The following is a 15,684-nucleotide window of genomic DNA, read 5'->3' on the forward strand; positions in this document are numbered from 1 at the left end:
AAGTCGTGAATGGATAACCAAAAAAGGAAACTCAGTTTTTTGCTTTTTTGATAAGAGCTAACATATCCAGTTTGTTGTCACTAGAAACTTTACGCGCTTCAAGTTCAATGCCTCGTTTGGATAATTGATTGAAAGCATCAATATCCTCATTATCGATCGAGATTGCTTTGTTAACCTGTGTTTTACCTTCACGGTATGCCATGCCACCAATATTAACAGATTTTATTTCGACACCGCCGTCCACAAGGCGTAAAACGTCTGTTGGATTGGTAAATAACAGCATAACGCGTTCACCGGCATACTTAGGATTATTGTAGACACGAATACATTTTTCTACGTCGACCACATGCGCAGTGACACCCGGTGGCGCAACTTGTTTTAATAAGGTGGAACGAACATGATCTTTAGCAACTTCATTACTGACTACGATAATACGTTTAACTTTTGTCTCTTTGGTCCAGCGAGTAGCCACTTGACCATGAATTAAACGATCATCAATTCGTGCAAGGGCAATAAACATATGGCCTTGCGTAGCTGAATTGGTTACCTTTGGAGGGGGAGTTGGCGTCGGTGAATTTTGCGGTTTATCGCTAGTCTGCTGATTGTTGAGCGCTTTAATTTCGCTGCGACCGGTTTCAATAGCAGTGTTGATTAATTCACTAAAAGTAGGATCATCATCACGGGATAGTAACGTAGCAACTAACATGGGGACGTTAACTCCGGTAACTATATCATATTTGTCTTTATCTTTACTTTCGATAATTCGACTAGCGGCGTTAAATGGACTGCCTCCCCACATATCTACTAAAAATAACACACCTTGAGAAACATCGAGCTCATTAAGCTTTTGATTATATTTTTCAATTAATGTATCAGCGTTTTCACCTGGAACAAAATCGATATAAGCGATATTTGTTGTTCGCCAATCAACATTTCAGCGGTCATGAGCAACTGTTTTGCAGCAACACCATGAGTGCTAATTATAATAGCTACACTCACTACTTTTCCCCTTAAGAAGTAGGTTAAATAATAAAAATGATTATTAGAGTGTACTCTCCGTTGACGGATGAATACAATCAAATAATCACTAATATGAATAGTTTTTCATGTTATAAAGCATTAACCATTATTGAAACTAATTAATTAGTTTATAGATTATCATTTAAATATAAGAAAAAATATGCCGCTGATCAGAAAATTTAAAATACATATAAATATATTTAGAGAAAGATAACTTTTATCAAGCAAGTTGATTTTGTTATAGTTGTTATTATCTTGTATGAAATAATAATAGAATTTAATTTGTAATTCTATAGATATAAACTGTACTTTAATACAGGTAAGATTTTTAACTAATTGGATATAAAAATGTGTAATAAATAAAAATAATCCTTTTTATGGAAAGGGTTATAAACGATAAGGAATATATTTTAAGATGCGTGATAAATCAATCACACTGAACTTTAATAGCTAAACCTCCGCGAGAAGTTTCACGGTATTTAGCATTCATATCTTTACCTGTTTCATACATGGTCTCGATAACTTTATCTAAAGAAATTCGGGGTTCACTTGTTCTACGTAATGCCATTCTTGCCGCATTAATAGCTTTTACTGACGCAATTGCATTACGTTCAATGCAAGGGACTTGAACTTGTCCTGCAACCGGGTCACAGGTAAGACCTAAATTATGCTCCATACCAATTTCAGCGGCAATACAGACTTGTTCAGGATTGCCACCCAGCAATTCCGTTAATCCAGCAGCGGCCATTGAACAGGCAACACCGACTTCACCTTGGCAGCCGACTTCAGCACCTGATATAGAGGCATTCATTTTGTAAAGAATACCAATTGCCCCTGAAGCTAAAAAGTAACGATTGTAAAGAGCCGGTGTAATAGGTTCTATACAATGATCATAGTAAGCTAACACAGCAGGAACGATGCCGCAGGCACCATTAGTGGGTGCTGTTACGACACGACCACCGGCGGCATTTTCTTCGTTGACCGCTAATGCAAACATATTGATCAGATCAACGACATCCATTGGGTCATTGGACATTTTTTGGGAAGCGGTCAGCATGCGATGTAATGCCGGCGCGCGTCGGGGGACGCGAAGCGGGCCGGGTAAAATACCTTCAGTATTAAGCCCTCTATCGATACAAGCCTGCATGGTATGCCAAATATTAGCAAAATAGTGGTCAATTTCTTCTTTCGTATGCAGTGCTAATTCATTTTTCATCATAAGACTAGAAACAGATAAACCGGTTTTCTTACAATGAAGTAACAGTTCAGCTGCTGAGTTATAGGCATAGGGTACTTTTTTATTAGTAGATATTTGTTGGCCAAAATGTTCTTCATCAACAATGAAGCCGCCACCTATCGAGTAATATGTTTTACTGAATATTTGCTTATCATTATTGAAAGCGGTAATGGTCATACCATTTTCATGTAATGGTAAATTATTATAATGAAAATTTATCCCGCCTTGGCGTGGAAAATCAACATAATGGCTTGTATTTGCCAAAGATAAACGTTCAGTTTGCTCAACATTGGCAATAAAATCTGCAATTGATTCAATATCAACGGTTGCTGGCAAATTACCCGCTAAACCCATAATAATAGCAATATCAGTATGATGTCCCTTTCCGGTTAATGAAAGTGAACCATAAATATCAACAGCGATACGAGTGACGGAGGAAAGTAGATTTTTTTCTACCAATTGATCGACAAATTCTTTACCCGCTTTCATTGGACCAACGGTATGAGAACTGGATGGGCCAATACCTACTTTAAACATATCGAAAACACTGATCACTAAGAACCCCCTGGAAAAATAAAAACGAGAAAGTAATCACTTAAGACTAAATGTTATGGTTGTAATATTACCGTGTTATAATGGATTGTCAGTTTATCGTTTTTTTTGAAATTTACTAGTAGCAGTGAATAAAATGTAAAATAAAAAGATTTTTTATTTTTTGCCTATTTTAAACAAGTTGTAAGGCCAATTTATTGAGAATTGTTGCAGTTAATCCCCAAATTAGATATTGATTGTAGCGATAAAAGAACAGACGCTTTTTATGGCCTGCATTATTGATCATAATGGAATGATGATGAGTTAAGGTGAGGGCGTGCTTCAGTGGGACTTCAAAAATAGCGGCTACTTCGGCTGGATTTTTGTAATAAGAAACCTTTGTTGATAGTAATCCAACAGTAGGCGTCACTAAATGCCACTATGGCTTTTTATTGGCTGCATTTTTCCGAGGATCTGCACCTGATTTGGCAAAATATTAATTTCTTCATAAGATTCACGTAAGGCCGTTTCAATTAAATTATGATCATCGGGTTCGCGAGCGCCACCAGGAAAAGAAATCTGACTAGCATGAAGACGCAAGTTATCAGTTCTTTTGGTAAATAGCAGAGTGGGTTCAGGTTTGCAAATAATGGGTAATAGTACAGCGGCACTTTTTTTTGCGCTATCGGTATTAACAGGTTGAGCGGTACCAGTAGCGATAGGTAATATTAATTGAAATCGGTTAATAAAATTATCTAACATATTCATTAACATTGATTATTTTCTAATACGGGTAATATTCTACTCAGTTTATCAAAAGTCTCTTGATACTCTTTTTCGGCGGTACTATCTGCCACAATTCCACCGCCTGCCCAACAATAAAGGTTTTGATTTTCAGTTAATAAGGTACGTATGCTGATGTTTGTATCCATCGTACCGCAGAAACTGATATAACCAATCGCTCCGCAGTAACTATGGCGACGATGAGGTTCAAGTTCATCAATAATTTCCATTGAACGTATTTTCGGCGCGCCGGTAATTGAGCCGCCTGGAAAGCAGGCTTTTAATAGATCAGTGGGATGATAGCTAGAAGGCAATTGTGCAACAATAGTGCTAACTAAATGATGAATAGCCGGAAAAGATTCAACCACAAAAAGTTCTGGTACACTGACTGTTCCTGGTATTGCAACTTTACCAATATCATTACGCAATAAATCAACTATCATTACGTTTTCAGCGCGATCTTTGGTTGATAATTGTAAACGTTTTATCTGTTTTTGATCTTCTTGGGCATCAGTCAGCCTAGGCAATGTGCCTTTGATTGGACGGGTTTGGATTGAATTGTCGTTCAGCCAAAGAAAGCGTTCAGGTGATACACTGAGCACGCAATGTTGTTCTAAACGAATGAAAGCAGAGAAGGGTGCCTGATTATTTTGATTAAGTTTAAGAAACGCTTCCCATTCATTACCCTGATATTTGGCTTTAAAACGTTGCGCTAAATTAATTTGGTAACAATCACCATCGCGCAAATATTGATGAATTTGGCTAATTTTATGGTGATATTGCTGTCTTGACATGTTACTTTGCCATGGTTCACACATTTGAAACTGTTCAGTTGGTATTTTCGTTTGGTTTTCTAGCCATGACAAGCGTTGTTCAACATTTTGATAACTGAGCAAAGTTACTATTTTTTTATGGTGATCAACAATTAATGCCCAAAGATAAATACCCATCGCCATATCGGGAAAGCTTAATTCTTTCTTAGCAAGTTCCGGCAGAATTTCTATTCGCCGGCCTAAATCATAGCCCCATATACCTAAAGCTCCGCCTTGGAAAGGAAGATCGCTATTCACTGTGAAAGTGAGATTCAAATGTTGCATTTCACTTTTTAATAGCTCAAATGGATCAAGTTCTGAGCTGATTTTTTCATTTTCACGGTGAATTTGCGTGATACTGTCTCTTGTTTCTAACGTGGTTACTGGATCAGCGACTACAATATCAAAACGGTTATGTGGATGGCTTGCATTACCCGAATGTAATAACATCGCCCATGGCTGGTTGGCGATAGCATTAAAATAATTTAAAGCGGCATCTAATGAATAAGGTAATTGAATTTTTTGCAGGCGCATATTTATTAGGCAACGATAAGGGTTATTAACGAATATACTACCATAAAATAACGTTTTTCATAGGTCAAACTATGCTAATGTTATATTGATAATGATGTTTAAATAAAAAATGAGTGAAAAATAAATGTTTTCAGATATGCCAACTTTAAATCATCAGGAGCAACAAGAAGCTGCTGAACGTATTCATCAATTGATAGCTGATGGAATGAGTAGTGGGGAAGCGATTGCTTTAGTCGCTAAGGAGATCCGTGCAAAGCATGCGGTTAAAAAGCAAACTGATAACGACCTTAAATAAGAGAAATAACATTTTTTATGTTATTTCATATTGTTGATATGATGGATATGCCTTTACACCTCTAATTATACTTACTTTTCATAAGAAAATGTTTAGGAGTAAATGAAAGTGATGAAGATGCTTTTTATGTTGCTAGCTATGATATTATCCACGTTATTATCTTTTTCAATAACAGCTCAGGATATTGAAATTAATGAGGGAAGAACGGCTAAATTTATCAATTGTGATAATTTAAACCCGCAGCAAATTGGCGCAAAAGTGAAGAATGATTTTATTCAAACTCGCTTGCCAAACTGGAATGAGGATAAAAAGTTACTTGGTAGTTCGAATGTAGTTGCATGGATAAATAATAATAACATTACAGCAATCAAACATGGTTATAGAATCCCTTTGAGCGTTAGGGGTGTGAAAAAAGATGTTAGCTATCAGGTGATTGTTAATTGCCAGGATGAAACCATTACTTATCAAATTAAAAGCGATTAGCGATTAATTAACAGCAAAAAGTTGTCAGAATATTAACATTTATGGTTATTTTTATATTATCCTTTTCGCGGATCGTAAGGTAATTGATCCAGAGTATGAGAAATTTTGCGAAATAGCTTAAGCCGCTTACGAAAATGCTCTCGCAAATGCACCGCTTGCGCTGCTTCAACTCTATCGGCAATAACCGGCATATTGTATCTTTCTTTAAATGCCACACTTGCAGCGGCAAGATTTAGTTTTTCCCTCTCCTCCTTTGCTAATTCGGCAAGATTGTAACTCATACTCGTATTTTTGACCCCATCAAATATGATTTCTACATTAATTTTAGTAAACGAGACATAGTTTGTCTTGAATAAATATGTAACTATTTATTATTTCTATAATATTTTAATAGTGATTGTAATGAAAGTGATCTATTTTAGGCTATTATTTTGATCAAATAATGGTTAATTTTAGTTTTATTTTAATTACAACACCTTTATCATTGGTATAACTGAAGATAATAAAATTGAACTTTATTTAAAAACATAGGAAGTGTGAACAATGTTACAGCAAGAGATGGTTAAAAAATTAAATAAACAGCTTAACTTAGAGTTTTTTTCAGCAAATTTCTATCTGCAAATGAGTGCATGGTGTAATTATAAAGGTTTTGAAGGGGCCGCGGTGTTTTTAAAAACGCATTCTCAGGAAGAGATGGGGCATATGCAACGTTTATTTAATTATCTTAGCGATACTGGTGAAATGCCGATATTAGGTCAAATTGATGCCCCGCCTGCGGAATTTAATTCTGTAAAAGAGGTTTTTGAAAAAACCTATCAACATGAACAAAATATTACACATGAAATTAATGCTCTTGTACATCTGGCATTGGAGATGCAAGACTACTCGACATTTAATTTTTTGCAGTGGTATGTTGCAGAACAACATGAAGAAGAAAAGTTATTCAAATCAATTTTGGATAAGTTTGAGTTAGTTGGCGAAGATGGTAAATCACTATTTTTATTAGATAAAGAGTTGAAAGCAATGTCTAGTGCTGTGCATGTTTAATTTATAACTTCCCACTTTGAGCACCAGTGGGAAATTTATTTTCTCTACTATCATTTAGCATTTTATTTTATCTTTTTTAAACAATTCAAAAATAAAAAACGGTTATAAAAATTATTTCTGATAATATGAATGATATTGTAAGTAATTGTATCTCATTATTATGAATTATAAGGAAATATTGATATGGTAAAGTTTAGTAGGTTGGTATTACTATTAACAAAAACAGCCTCTTTTCCGGTAATTTCATCCCCACCCATTATAACGGTTAGTAAAAAACAGTTTGGTGATAAATGGATTTTTAAGCGCGAGGAAGTAATGCTTGAGTGTCGCCCCAATGGCGCATTATTGGTTATAAATCCTAGTACCTTAATGCAATATCCTCTTAATAGTATAGCGGCAGAGCAGATGAAAAAGCGTGAAATTATCGCATCACCACTTTCAACTATATTACTCAAACCGGCAGATTTATCACAGCAGAAAATAGACATCACTCCGATACTCAAAACCGCGCAAAATCTTTGTAAAAACTAATTAAAAATTATTGTTTGCCTTATAATTTCTATTGAAATAGTTTTGTTTGTAATTTTATTTAAACGAATCCGATTTTTTAAAAAATTATTAATTTTGGCGACTGTCAACATTAAGAAAACATACCGAATATATTTCGAATTTGAGAGAAAGTAAGGGCAATTCAAATTTAATTTTGGGCTAGTAAATATTTTATTCTATGAAAACAATTAATGTTAATTTAATGTAATAAATATGTTTTTATCACTAGCTAATTTTGTAACTGACAGCTAGTATTAAATTGCATTTTGTTACGTCTCTATGACAAATTTTAGCGCACGGCTCTCTAGAGCCATTTCCCAAGACCGAGTATTGGAATTAGCTCGGTCTCTTTTTTAATTCTGATATGACTAAACTATTCTCATAATCCAATGATGCTTTTTTTTATCATAGTACTGGCGATAGAGAAGAACAGGTTTATTATCTAGTGTGGCCGGAATGCTTGTATTTTCATCCCAGCCATCAAGTTGCATACAAAATTCAGTATCTGATTCACAAGGAATACTGATAGTGTTTTCAGCTGCGTCAGCCAAGAGTGCATCATCAATAACGTAGGTGGAAATTTTTAGTTTTGCTCTCTTCATCTGTGATCCCCACTGATTATTTAAAATGTTAACAAATCGCTATAGATACTTTAAGTTTTTAGAATAGTATAAATGGAACGCTTTTCCAAAATTATTGGGATGGTGGTAAACGGGTGGCTTTTTTACTATTACTCATTGAAAATTAACAGTTTTAAATAACTTTTATGTTAATGAAAAATGTACCTTAGGCGAAATTATAAGCGACTAAATTACAAATAAATTGCGATGAATCAATATTGCTAATTTAAATACAAATAGGGCTTAGGTTAATAGAATAAAAAGATAGCCGAAAATGATTATCGCCGGTTTTTTTGTTATATGTTATTACTGAAAATGCTTATAATTTTTTTATTGAAACTTTTTTCATATTTAATAATTAGCTAAAATTTGAATTAATTTTCATTTATTGTGTGATTTGACCGGCCAGTTAAATTACAATAAGTTAAAAAACATAACGATTAATATAGCGAATTGTTAACCTAGAGAGATAAAAAATCGCCATATTGGTGATTTATCTACCAGATGAGTATATGTAGAATTTGACAAACGGGATGTTATGGGAAAAAAAGTCTTTTATCATGATCTTTCATGTGATTTAACTAGCTTAATTGCAGGTGAATATGATTTTATTGCCACGCTTGCAAATACGAGTGCACTGCTGTTTGAAAGATTGGATAATATTAATTGGCTAGGGTTTTATCTGAAAAGTCATGATACGCTTGTGCTTGGCCCTTTTCAGGGCAAGGTCGCATGTGTACGTATTGCGCAAGGAAAAGGTGTTTGTGGGACTGCTTTTATGGAAAATAGAGTACAGCGTATTGCTAATGTCCATTCTTTTACTGGGCACATTGCTTGCGATAGTCTCAGTCGTTCAGAGATAGTTTTGCCGCTAGCAGTCAATGGACAGTTAATTGGCGTATTAGATATTGATAGTCCTATTTTTGATCGTTTTGATGAAGAGGATGAAAATGGTCTGAAAGCCTTAGTTGTAATACTTTGTAACCACTTGAAAGCGTGTGTTATACCAAAATATCCACAAATTAATGTAATTTAACAGTTGGTTTGCGTGGCAATTGTCTGCAACGCTATTATAATATCGCCTGTTCATGCCTGCGTTGGTTGGCAAAACCGTTGTAATCAGGAAATTTCATGGAAAATCAACCTAAGTTGAATAGTAGTAAAGAAATAATTGCTTTTTTGGCTAAGCGTTTTCCTCAATGCTTTATTGCTGAAGGTGAGGCTCGTCCACTGAAGATTGGAATCTTTCAGGATATTGTGGCAAGACTGACTGAAGAGGATGGTATCAGTAAAACCCAATTGCGATCTGCTTTGCGAATGTATACTTCTAGTTGGCGTTATCTGTATGGTGTCAAAGAAGGTGCTAAACGTGTTGATTTGGATGGCAATGATTGTGGTGATCTGGAATCAGAACATGTGGAGTATGCGCGTCAGCAGCTAATGGATGCAAAGGCTCGTATTCAGGCTCAACGAACAGAGCAAAAAGTAAGAAAACGGGAATTTCAACAGAAAGTCCAGAAGGTAGACAACGAAAAGATCTTATCGGCAACTTCTAGTAAGAAAAGTGAGTCTTCTCGCTCAACGACTAAGACTAAGGAAATAAATAAAAAACATAAACATCATTCTTACTCTAAAAATCAAGCTAAAAAAACTCATAATAGTAAAATGGCCAATCTAGCCAAATTACAGTCTGTAACGGATATTTCTACATTAAAAGTTGGTCAAGTATTAAAGGTTATGGTTGGCCAAAGTATCGTAGATGCGTCAGTGCTTGAGATAGCTAAGGATGGTGTTCGGGTACAATTGCCGACAGGATTGGCAATGATTGTACGCGCTGAGCATTTAAAGTTCTGATACGGAGGCCAATCACGGCATGAATAATTATATTAAACTGGCTTTTGTGTTTGGTATAACTGCAATGGCTACGTCATTCGCAGATACTGTAGCGCCTCCAACACTAATAACAACTCAGAAGCTTCCTCAGCTTCAACAGGAACGCCAACATGCCATTATTAGCGAAAGAGTTGTTTCACGTTTTACCCGTTCTCACTATCGCCAATTTAATTTGGATGAAAACTTTTCTAGTAAGATTTTTGCTCGTTATTTAAATCTGTTGGATTATAGCCATAATGTTTTTTTACAATCGGATATTGACAAATTTGCTAGTGAGAAAAGCAAAGTAGGACAGCAGCTTGAAACCGGTCATCTAAATGAGCTTTATGCAATATTTAATTTAGCTCAACAGCGGCGCTATGAACGTTTTCAATATGCTTTATCGCGGCTTAATATGCCGCTAGATTTTGCTAATAACGATGTCATTGAAGTTGATAGAAGTAAAGCGCCTTGGCCTAAAACCGTTGAGGAGCTAAATAAGCTGTGGGATGCAAAAGTTAAGTTTGATTGGTTGAATCTTAAGTTGTCAAGTAAAAATGACAGCGAAATTAAGCCAATATTAACAAAACGCTATAATTTTGCATTAAAACGTCTTGCGCAAACGCAAAGTGAAGATGTTTTTCAGTTGATTATGAATGCTTTTGCTAGAGAAATAGATCCGCATACTAACTATCTCTCTCCTCGTAATACCGAACAGTTTAACTCAGAAATGAGTTTGTCATTGGAGGGTATAGGCGCAGTACTTCGGCAAGATGAAGATTATATTATTATCAACTCAATGGTGGCGGGTGGTCCGGCAGCAAAAAGTAAATTATTAAAGGTCGGCGATAAGATTATTGGTGTAGGCCAAACGGGTAAGTCGATGACAGATGTTGTTGGCTGGCGGCTAGATGATGTTGTTGCCCTTATCAAAGGACCTAAAGGTAGTAAGGTACGTCTTGAAGTTATTTCAGATTCGAAACGCGCCAAGCCCCATAGCGTGACATTAATTCGTGAACATATTCGACTGGAAGATAGGGCGGTGAAACTCACGATCAAAAATGTTGGCAAGAAAAAAGTTGGCGTACTTGATATTCCCGGTTTTTACGTTGGATTAACTAATGACGTTAAAACACAGTTACAAAAAATGGCTAAAAGTTATGTCACGGCACTTGTCATTGATTTACGTGGCAATGGCGGTGGTGCTTTAACCGAAGCAGTATCATTATCCGGTTTATTTATTCCAAGTGGTCCAATTGTTCAGGTACGTGATAACAACGGTAAAATTCGTCAGGATGTGGATGATGATGATGTCGTTTATTATAAAGGCCCACTTACGGTATTAATTGATCGCTTTAGTGCATCAGCGTCAGAAATTTTTGCTGCTGCAATGCAGGGTTATGGTCGTGCGTTAATTGTTGGAGAATCATCTTTTGGTAAGGGTACCGTTCAGCAATATCATCCTTTAAGTCGTGTCTATGATCATATGTTACGTCCAGATTGGCCGGCTTTAGGCTCTGTCCAATATACTATTCAGAAGTTTTACCGCATCAATGGTGGTAGTACCCAGCGCAAAGGTGTTACACCGGATATCGTTATGCCAACGGGTATCGATCCAGCTGAAACGGGTGAGAATTTTGAAGATAATGCCTTATCTTGGGATAGCATTATGCCTGCTAGCTATAGTGTTGTCGGTAATATTAGCCAATATGTTGCTAATTTAATTGCTAATTATAAGGAACGCATAGCCAAAAATCCTGAGTTTAAATATATTGAGGAAGATATTGCCCGCTATCGCGCTATGAAGGCGAGTAAAAATATTATTTCGCTTAATTATGTTAAGCGTGAAAAGGAAAATCGAGAAGCGGACACAATTAAATTAGGTCGTATTAATGAACGCTTTGCTCGACAAGGGAAAGCACCATTAAAAACGATAGATGATTTACCTAAAAATTATGAATTACCAGATCCCTATCTTGATGAAACAGTGAAAATTGCAGTTGATCTGGCAGATTTGCAAGCGGTGCATCAGACTAAAAAATAATTAAAATTCATTTTTAGTATAAAGAGTTGGTTAATGTTTAATAAAAATTTTCACATTAACTCAATGTTATTTATCTTTGCATTTTTCATCAGAAGAGATAACTCGCTTATTTAAGTGATTACTAGATCATTTTCGATATGACCTAAATATAGTCGTCTAAATGACATATTAAAATATCGGTTTATTATTTATGTTTGATATTATTTATTTCATACTCACTCTCTATTAGCGACAAATTCTTTTATGGAATTAGCTTATATTTATTTTTAACTCACCGACAATATTCGGTAATAACAAATTAATTTACAAAGCAGACTTTAGTAAAATCCTGTAAGTTTGGTGACCCTTTATAAACATTATCAATTTTAGCGGCGATTGCCATAATAACCGCACTAATAGGCACGCCATTTTTTCCACTACCTTGACGCAAACCTTCGATAATATTTGTTGTGGTTGCTAGTTTTTTTCCCATCACAATTGAGGTAAAGAAGGGGGTTGGAGCATGCACAATTAGTGTTGGACTCTGCCAAATAGCGCCCCAGCCTGAATAGGCAACATTCATATCTTGAGTTTGACCTAAAATGCCGTTTGACCATCCTATCGAGGTACATGCTGAGCCCTTTTTCGTTATTTCAGCCATTTTTTCAAGAGAATTATTGGTATCTTTTTGAATTTCATTAGCAAATAATCCCTCTTCTGATCAGGCAACTAAATAAATTTCCTCCAGTGTATGGTGTGTTGCGGCAGCGAGCCCTTGCCAAAAATTAATTAACTCAGGAAATTGTTTTCTTATAACAGCCAGATTTTGAATAATCGTATGTTGGTCATTGGGTGATATTTGTTTTTTTACTAAACTAAGCTGCAAATTTATAAAATCCCCCATTACATCACGTTTGAATGCTTGTTTATAGCCGTCAACAATTTGTTGTCCACCATGGGTAGATAATCCTTCAAATGGTATAACCGGTGTCATTTTTTGATTAATATCTGTTATATTTGGATGATAGTAATCACCAGTTAAATGGAATTCTGCGCCATTAAAGGTTTTTATAACATTATCATTTGGTATCGCTGTGGCATAATTAATTAAGATAAATAGTAAAGTTATTACATAGATTAATTTTTTCATTATAGTTTCCTTAACAAATATTTACTTTAATTTTTCACTTTTTTATTTTTTACTTTGTATTTATTATTTTATAAATTATTGCTTATGTAAGTTAATTGCTTCTCAATTTCACAAAAATACTAAGTTTTATATAATTAATTTGTTTCGTAATAGTAGAAGTTTTTTTATATTTTAATTAATTTGATTACTTATGAGTTAAATATTTAGTTAAAATATTAAAGTATATAATTGGGTTTATTTATATAGTAACATTTAATGTTTTTTAGCATATTATTAATGAGTTGTTATTAACTTAATGATTTGTTATTAATTTGATGATTAATTAATAAAATATGAATATTACTTTTTTTGCTGACTAGTTAAGTCGTTTTTGCTTAGCTAAACCAATTTTTTTAATTCATTGAGTAAAAAAAGAAGCCATAATTGACCCGCATACGGTTATTTTGTATAGTTTTTAACTATAGTGGTTTATAGAAAACAATAAGTTATATAAGAAAATTGTTGTTTTAAGATAATAAAAATGCCAGTTTGTGCTAGTTTTTTGTAAAAATGTAAAGTTGAGTGTTTTTTTCATATCTGCACAACAAAGGGCTTGAAAAGTAGTTAAAAAACATTATTTATATTACTAATTTAATGTTAATCATTGTTAATTAATAAAGGAAAGCAATTTTTATGATGCGAATAGCCTTGTTTTTACTTACAAACTTGGCAGTAATGTTTGTATTTGGAATTATTTTGAGTTTGACCGGCATCCAGGGACAAAGCGTTCCAGGGCTAATGATTATGGCTGGTCTTTTTGGTTTTGGTGGCTCATTTATCTCATTATTGATGTCAAAATGGATGGCATTACGTTCTGTTGGTGGGCAGGTGATTGAAAGTCCGACAACAGAAACGGAACATTGGTTGTTAAATACCGTCAAGCGTCAGGCTGATCAAGCTGGCATAAAAATGCCAGAAGTTGCTATTTATCATGCACCCGATATTAACGCTTTTGCCACCGGGGCTCGTCGTGATGCGTCATTGGTTGCTGTTAGTACAGGTTTGTTAGAAAGTATGGGACGTGATGAAGCCGAAGCGGTTATCGCCCATGAGATCAGCCATATAGCAAATGGTGATATGGTAACAATGACTTTATTACAAGGAGTAGTGAATACTTTTGTCATTTTTATTTCACGTATCATTGCTCAGCTGGCGTCTGGATTTTTATCAAATAGTAATAATGACAATGAAAGTAGCCAGGGTAATCCAATGATTTACTTTGCGGTATCAATGGTGTTAGAAATTGTATTTGGTATTTTGGCCAGTATTATTACTATGTGGTTCTCGCGTTATCGTGAATTCCGTGCAGATGCAGGTTCGGCGCATTTAGTGGGTAGAGAAAAAATGATTGCTGCATTACAGCGTTTGAAAACAAGTTATGAACCTCAGGAAGCTGGCAGTATGATGGCTTTTTGCATCAACGGACGTTCTAAATCTTTTAGTGAGTTGTTTTTATCCCATCCTCCTCTTGATAAGCGCATTGAAGCTTTACGTATGGGCACTTATCTTAATCGGTAAAACAATAATCAATCCCACCTGATGAGGTGGGATTTTTTATTAACTTCGATAGGCTGTTTTGATTTGTTCGATTATTCGTTGAAAAACTTCTGCTTGTTTAGGATCTTGCATAGCAAGAATTTCTTTTTCCATATTGAGTATAGCTCTTCCCGTATCGGCTTGATTTAGCGCTTTTAATATATAGGTTATAAAAGTTTTCAAGCAACTAATTTCAGTAGCAATGGTTTCCGTATCCGGTCTACTCGAGCAATCATTTGTCATTTTTTTGCCTCAATGAATTAAAAAATAAAGCAATAATTAATTTGGCGTATTTTACACAGTTGTGGAATTTTATATACGTCTTTATACAACTTTTTTAATTTAAATAATGTATTTAATATTATATTAACTATTTGATTTTAGTTTCTATAATATCTTGTGATTGCAATTATGTCGGACCTTTAAATGGCGAAGAATGGTAATCGAAAACAGGGTTGCTGTTAGGTGCAGCGATTATTGCCATTTAGGTAAAAATATTTAATTTATCCATGTAAAGATATTCACAATTATTTTATCACTTTTATCTTATACTTTAAAAGTTGGAATAAAAATTTTTAGATGGAGGTGTGTATGTATAAAGTTATTTTAGTAGCTGTTGATATTGCTCAAGAAGAACTAACGAGTAAAGCTATACGACAGGCTGTACAGTTTGCTAAAGTTTCAGGAGCTAAACTAAATTTTATCCATGTATTGCCTATTTCATCGGCAATCATAAATGCTTATGCTTTGGGATATATGGAAATAAAAGATCGTGCCACCCTAAAAGCAGAAGATGATATGCAAAACCTACTTGAACCGATCGATCTACCCGCTGATCGCCTGGGCTATACTATTGCTTTTGGTTCTCCGCGTGATGAAATTGTCAGTCGAGCGGAAGAAATTAACGCTGATATCATCATTCTTGGTTCAAGAAGTCCCAATATAACAACTCATCTGTTAGGTTCGACAGCAGCGGGTGTTGTACGTTATGCAAAAACCTCTGTATTGGTGGTGAGATAACAATCAATCATCAAAATTACAAGTTAATTATTTATTATTTTAACAGCTAATTTGATCAATTTTATGGCTTTAGTGTGCAGTATTTTATATTAATGATAAAGGAAACCAAGATTTAGTGCTTATCGTTTGAAGG

General features: G+C 34.8%; 18 protein-coding genes and 1 pseudogene. 9 read left to right on the top strand and 10 right to left on the bottom strand.

All coding sequences use genetic code 11. From position 1 onward, the window contains the following. Positions 1 to 31 precede the first annotated feature (31 nt). From manX to pabB, 5 genes and pseudogenes are all read right to left on the bottom strand, one after another. Positions 32 to 999, bottom strand: a pseudogene (gene manX, locus AACL31_RS03795) (PTS mannose transporter subunit IIAB). Between the two features lie 448 nt (positions 1,000 to 1,447). Further along, positions 1,448 to 2,812 carry an L-serine ammonia-lyase gene (locus tag AACL31_RS03800; protein ID WP_310509148.1) on the bottom strand — a complete coding sequence of 455 codons (1,365 nt, stop codon included), beginning with the start codon at positions 2,810 to 2,812 and terminating at the stop codon, positions 1,448 to 1,450. A gap of 169 nt (positions 2,813 to 2,981) precedes the next feature. Beyond that, positions 2,982 to 3,218: a hypothetical protein gene (locus tag AACL31_RS03805; RefSeq protein ID WP_310512091.1), complete on the bottom strand. Its 237-nt coding sequence runs from the start codon at positions 3,216 to 3,218 to the stop codon at positions 2,982 to 2,984. Continuing rightward, positions 3,218 to 3,562, bottom strand: coding sequence for an NUDIX domain-containing protein (locus tag AACL31_RS03810; protein ID WP_310512090.1), 345 nt, complete (start codon positions 3,560 to 3,562; stop codon positions 3,218 to 3,220). Before AACL31_RS03810 ends, AACL31_RS03805 begins: the two co-directional genes overlap by 1 nt. Next, complete coding sequence (pabB, locus tag AACL31_RS03815) at positions 3,556 to 4,917, bottom strand: aminodeoxychorismate synthase component 1 (protein WP_339053755.1); 1,362 nt, start codon at positions 4,915 to 4,917, stop codon at positions 3,556 to 3,558. Before pabB ends, AACL31_RS03810 begins: the two co-directional genes overlap by 7 nt. Before the next feature lie 124 nt (positions 4,918 to 5,041). On the opposite strand from pabB, the gene AACL31_RS03820 reads away from it, so the two are divergent. Both AACL31_RS03820 and yebF read left to right on the top strand, forming a co-directional pair. Continuing rightward, entirely contained in the window at positions 5,042 to 5,212 is a 171-nt protein-coding gene (locus tag AACL31_RS03820) for a YoaH family protein (protein WP_310512088.1), read from the top strand. 111 nt (positions 5,213 to 5,323) lie between these two features. Beyond that, a complete protein-coding gene (gene yebF, locus AACL31_RS03825) occupies positions 5,324 to 5,695 on the top strand; it encodes a protein YebF (protein ID WP_339053983.1) in 372 nt (123 codons plus the stop codon). 56 nt (positions 5,696 to 5,751) lie between these two features. Here the strand turns inward: yebF and AACL31_RS03830 are convergent, their stop codons facing one another. After that, complete coding sequence (locus tag AACL31_RS03830; RefSeq protein ID WP_310512086.1) at positions 5,752 to 5,976, bottom strand: DNA polymerase III subunit theta; 225 nt, start codon at positions 5,974 to 5,976, stop codon at positions 5,752 to 5,754. A gap of 262 nt (positions 5,977 to 6,238) precedes the next feature. On the opposite strand from AACL31_RS03830, the gene ftnA reads away from it, so the two are divergent. Both ftnA and AACL31_RS03840 read left to right on the top strand, forming a co-directional pair. After that, complete coding sequence (ftnA, locus tag AACL31_RS03835; protein ID WP_032115947.1) at positions 6,239 to 6,742, top strand: non-heme ferritin; 504 nt, start codon at positions 6,239 to 6,241, stop codon at positions 6,740 to 6,742. A 183-nt stretch (positions 6,743 to 6,925) separates the two neighbouring features. Next, positions 6,926 to 7,273 carry a YebY family protein gene (locus AACL31_RS03840; protein WP_310512085.1) on the top strand — a complete coding sequence of 116 codons (348 nt, stop codon included), beginning with the start codon at positions 6,926 to 6,928 and terminating at the stop codon, positions 7,271 to 7,273. Between the two features lie 386 nt (positions 7,274 to 7,659). Here AACL31_RS03840 and AACL31_RS03845 read toward each other — a convergent pair whose 3' ends face one another. Continuing rightward, positions 7,660 to 7,893, bottom strand: a complete 234-nt coding sequence (locus tag AACL31_RS03845) for a DUF1480 family protein (protein WP_032115945.1) — start codon at positions 7,891 to 7,893, stop codon at positions 7,660 to 7,662. Between the two features lie 556 nt (positions 7,894 to 8,449). On the opposite strand from AACL31_RS03845, the gene AACL31_RS03850 reads away from it, so the two are divergent. The 3 genes from AACL31_RS03850 to prc all read left to right on the top strand — a co-directional run bounded on the left by AACL31_RS03850 (position 8,450) and on the right by prc (position 11,827). Then, positions 8,450 to 8,947, top strand: a complete 498-nt coding sequence (locus AACL31_RS03850) for a GAF domain-containing protein (protein ID WP_334468467.1) — start codon at positions 8,450 to 8,452, stop codon at positions 8,945 to 8,947. A 95-nt stretch (positions 8,948 to 9,042) separates the two neighbouring features. Further along, positions 9,043 to 9,765 (top strand): RNA chaperone ProQ, encoded by a 723-nt coding sequence (gene proQ, locus AACL31_RS03855; RefSeq protein ID WP_032115943.1) that lies wholly within the window; start codon positions 9,043 to 9,045, stop codon positions 9,763 to 9,765. Between the two features lie 19 nt (positions 9,766 to 9,784). Beyond that, a complete protein-coding gene (prc, locus tag AACL31_RS03860) occupies positions 9,785 to 11,827 on the top strand; it encodes a carboxy terminal-processing peptidase (RefSeq protein ID WP_310512083.1) in 2,043 nt (680 codons plus the stop codon). A 298-nt stretch (positions 11,828 to 12,125) separates the two neighbouring features. Here prc and AACL31_RS03865 read toward each other — a convergent pair whose 3' ends face one another. Together AACL31_RS03865 and AACL31_RS03870 are read right to left on the bottom strand one after the other, a co-directional pair. Further along, positions 12,126 to 12,467: a hypothetical protein gene (locus AACL31_RS03865; RefSeq protein ID WP_310512082.1), complete on the bottom strand. Its 342-nt coding sequence runs from the start codon at positions 12,465 to 12,467 to the stop codon at positions 12,126 to 12,128. Between the two features lie 60 nt (positions 12,468 to 12,527). Beyond that, the gene (locus tag AACL31_RS03870) at positions 12,528 to 12,956 is read right to left on the bottom strand and encodes a hypothetical protein (RefSeq protein ID WP_310512081.1); all 429 of its coding nucleotides are present in this window, start codon (positions 12,954 to 12,956) and stop codon (positions 12,528 to 12,530) included. Positions 12,957 to 13,628: 672 nt separating this feature from the next. Between AACL31_RS03870 and htpX the strand changes: the two genes are divergently transcribed. Continuing rightward, the gene (gene htpX, locus AACL31_RS03875; RefSeq protein WP_032115940.1) at positions 13,629 to 14,513 is read left to right on the top strand and encodes a protease HtpX; all 885 of its coding nucleotides are present in this window, start codon (positions 13,629 to 13,631) and stop codon (positions 14,511 to 14,513) included. A 39-nt stretch (positions 14,514 to 14,552) separates the two neighbouring features. Here htpX and AACL31_RS03880 read toward each other — a convergent pair whose 3' ends face one another. Then, positions 14,553 to 14,774 (bottom strand): DUF2594 family protein, encoded by a 222-nt coding sequence (locus AACL31_RS03880; protein ID WP_310512080.1) that lies wholly within the window; start codon positions 14,772 to 14,774, stop codon positions 14,553 to 14,555. A gap of 348 nt (positions 14,775 to 15,122) precedes the next feature. On the opposite strand from AACL31_RS03880, the gene AACL31_RS03885 reads away from it, so the two are divergent. Beyond that, positions 15,123 to 15,551: a universal stress protein gene (locus tag AACL31_RS03885; protein ID WP_026821621.1), complete on the top strand. Its 429-nt coding sequence runs from the start codon at positions 15,123 to 15,125 to the stop codon at positions 15,549 to 15,551. The last annotated feature ends 133 nt before the right edge of the window (positions 15,552 to 15,684 follow it).

Origin of the sequence: Arsenophonus endosymbiont of Crataerina pallida, assembly GCF_964020125.1 — a bacterium.
GTDB classification, from domain to species: Bacteria; Pseudomonadota; Gammaproteobacteria; order Enterobacterales; family Enterobacteriaceae; genus Arsenophonus; species Arsenophonus nilaparvatae.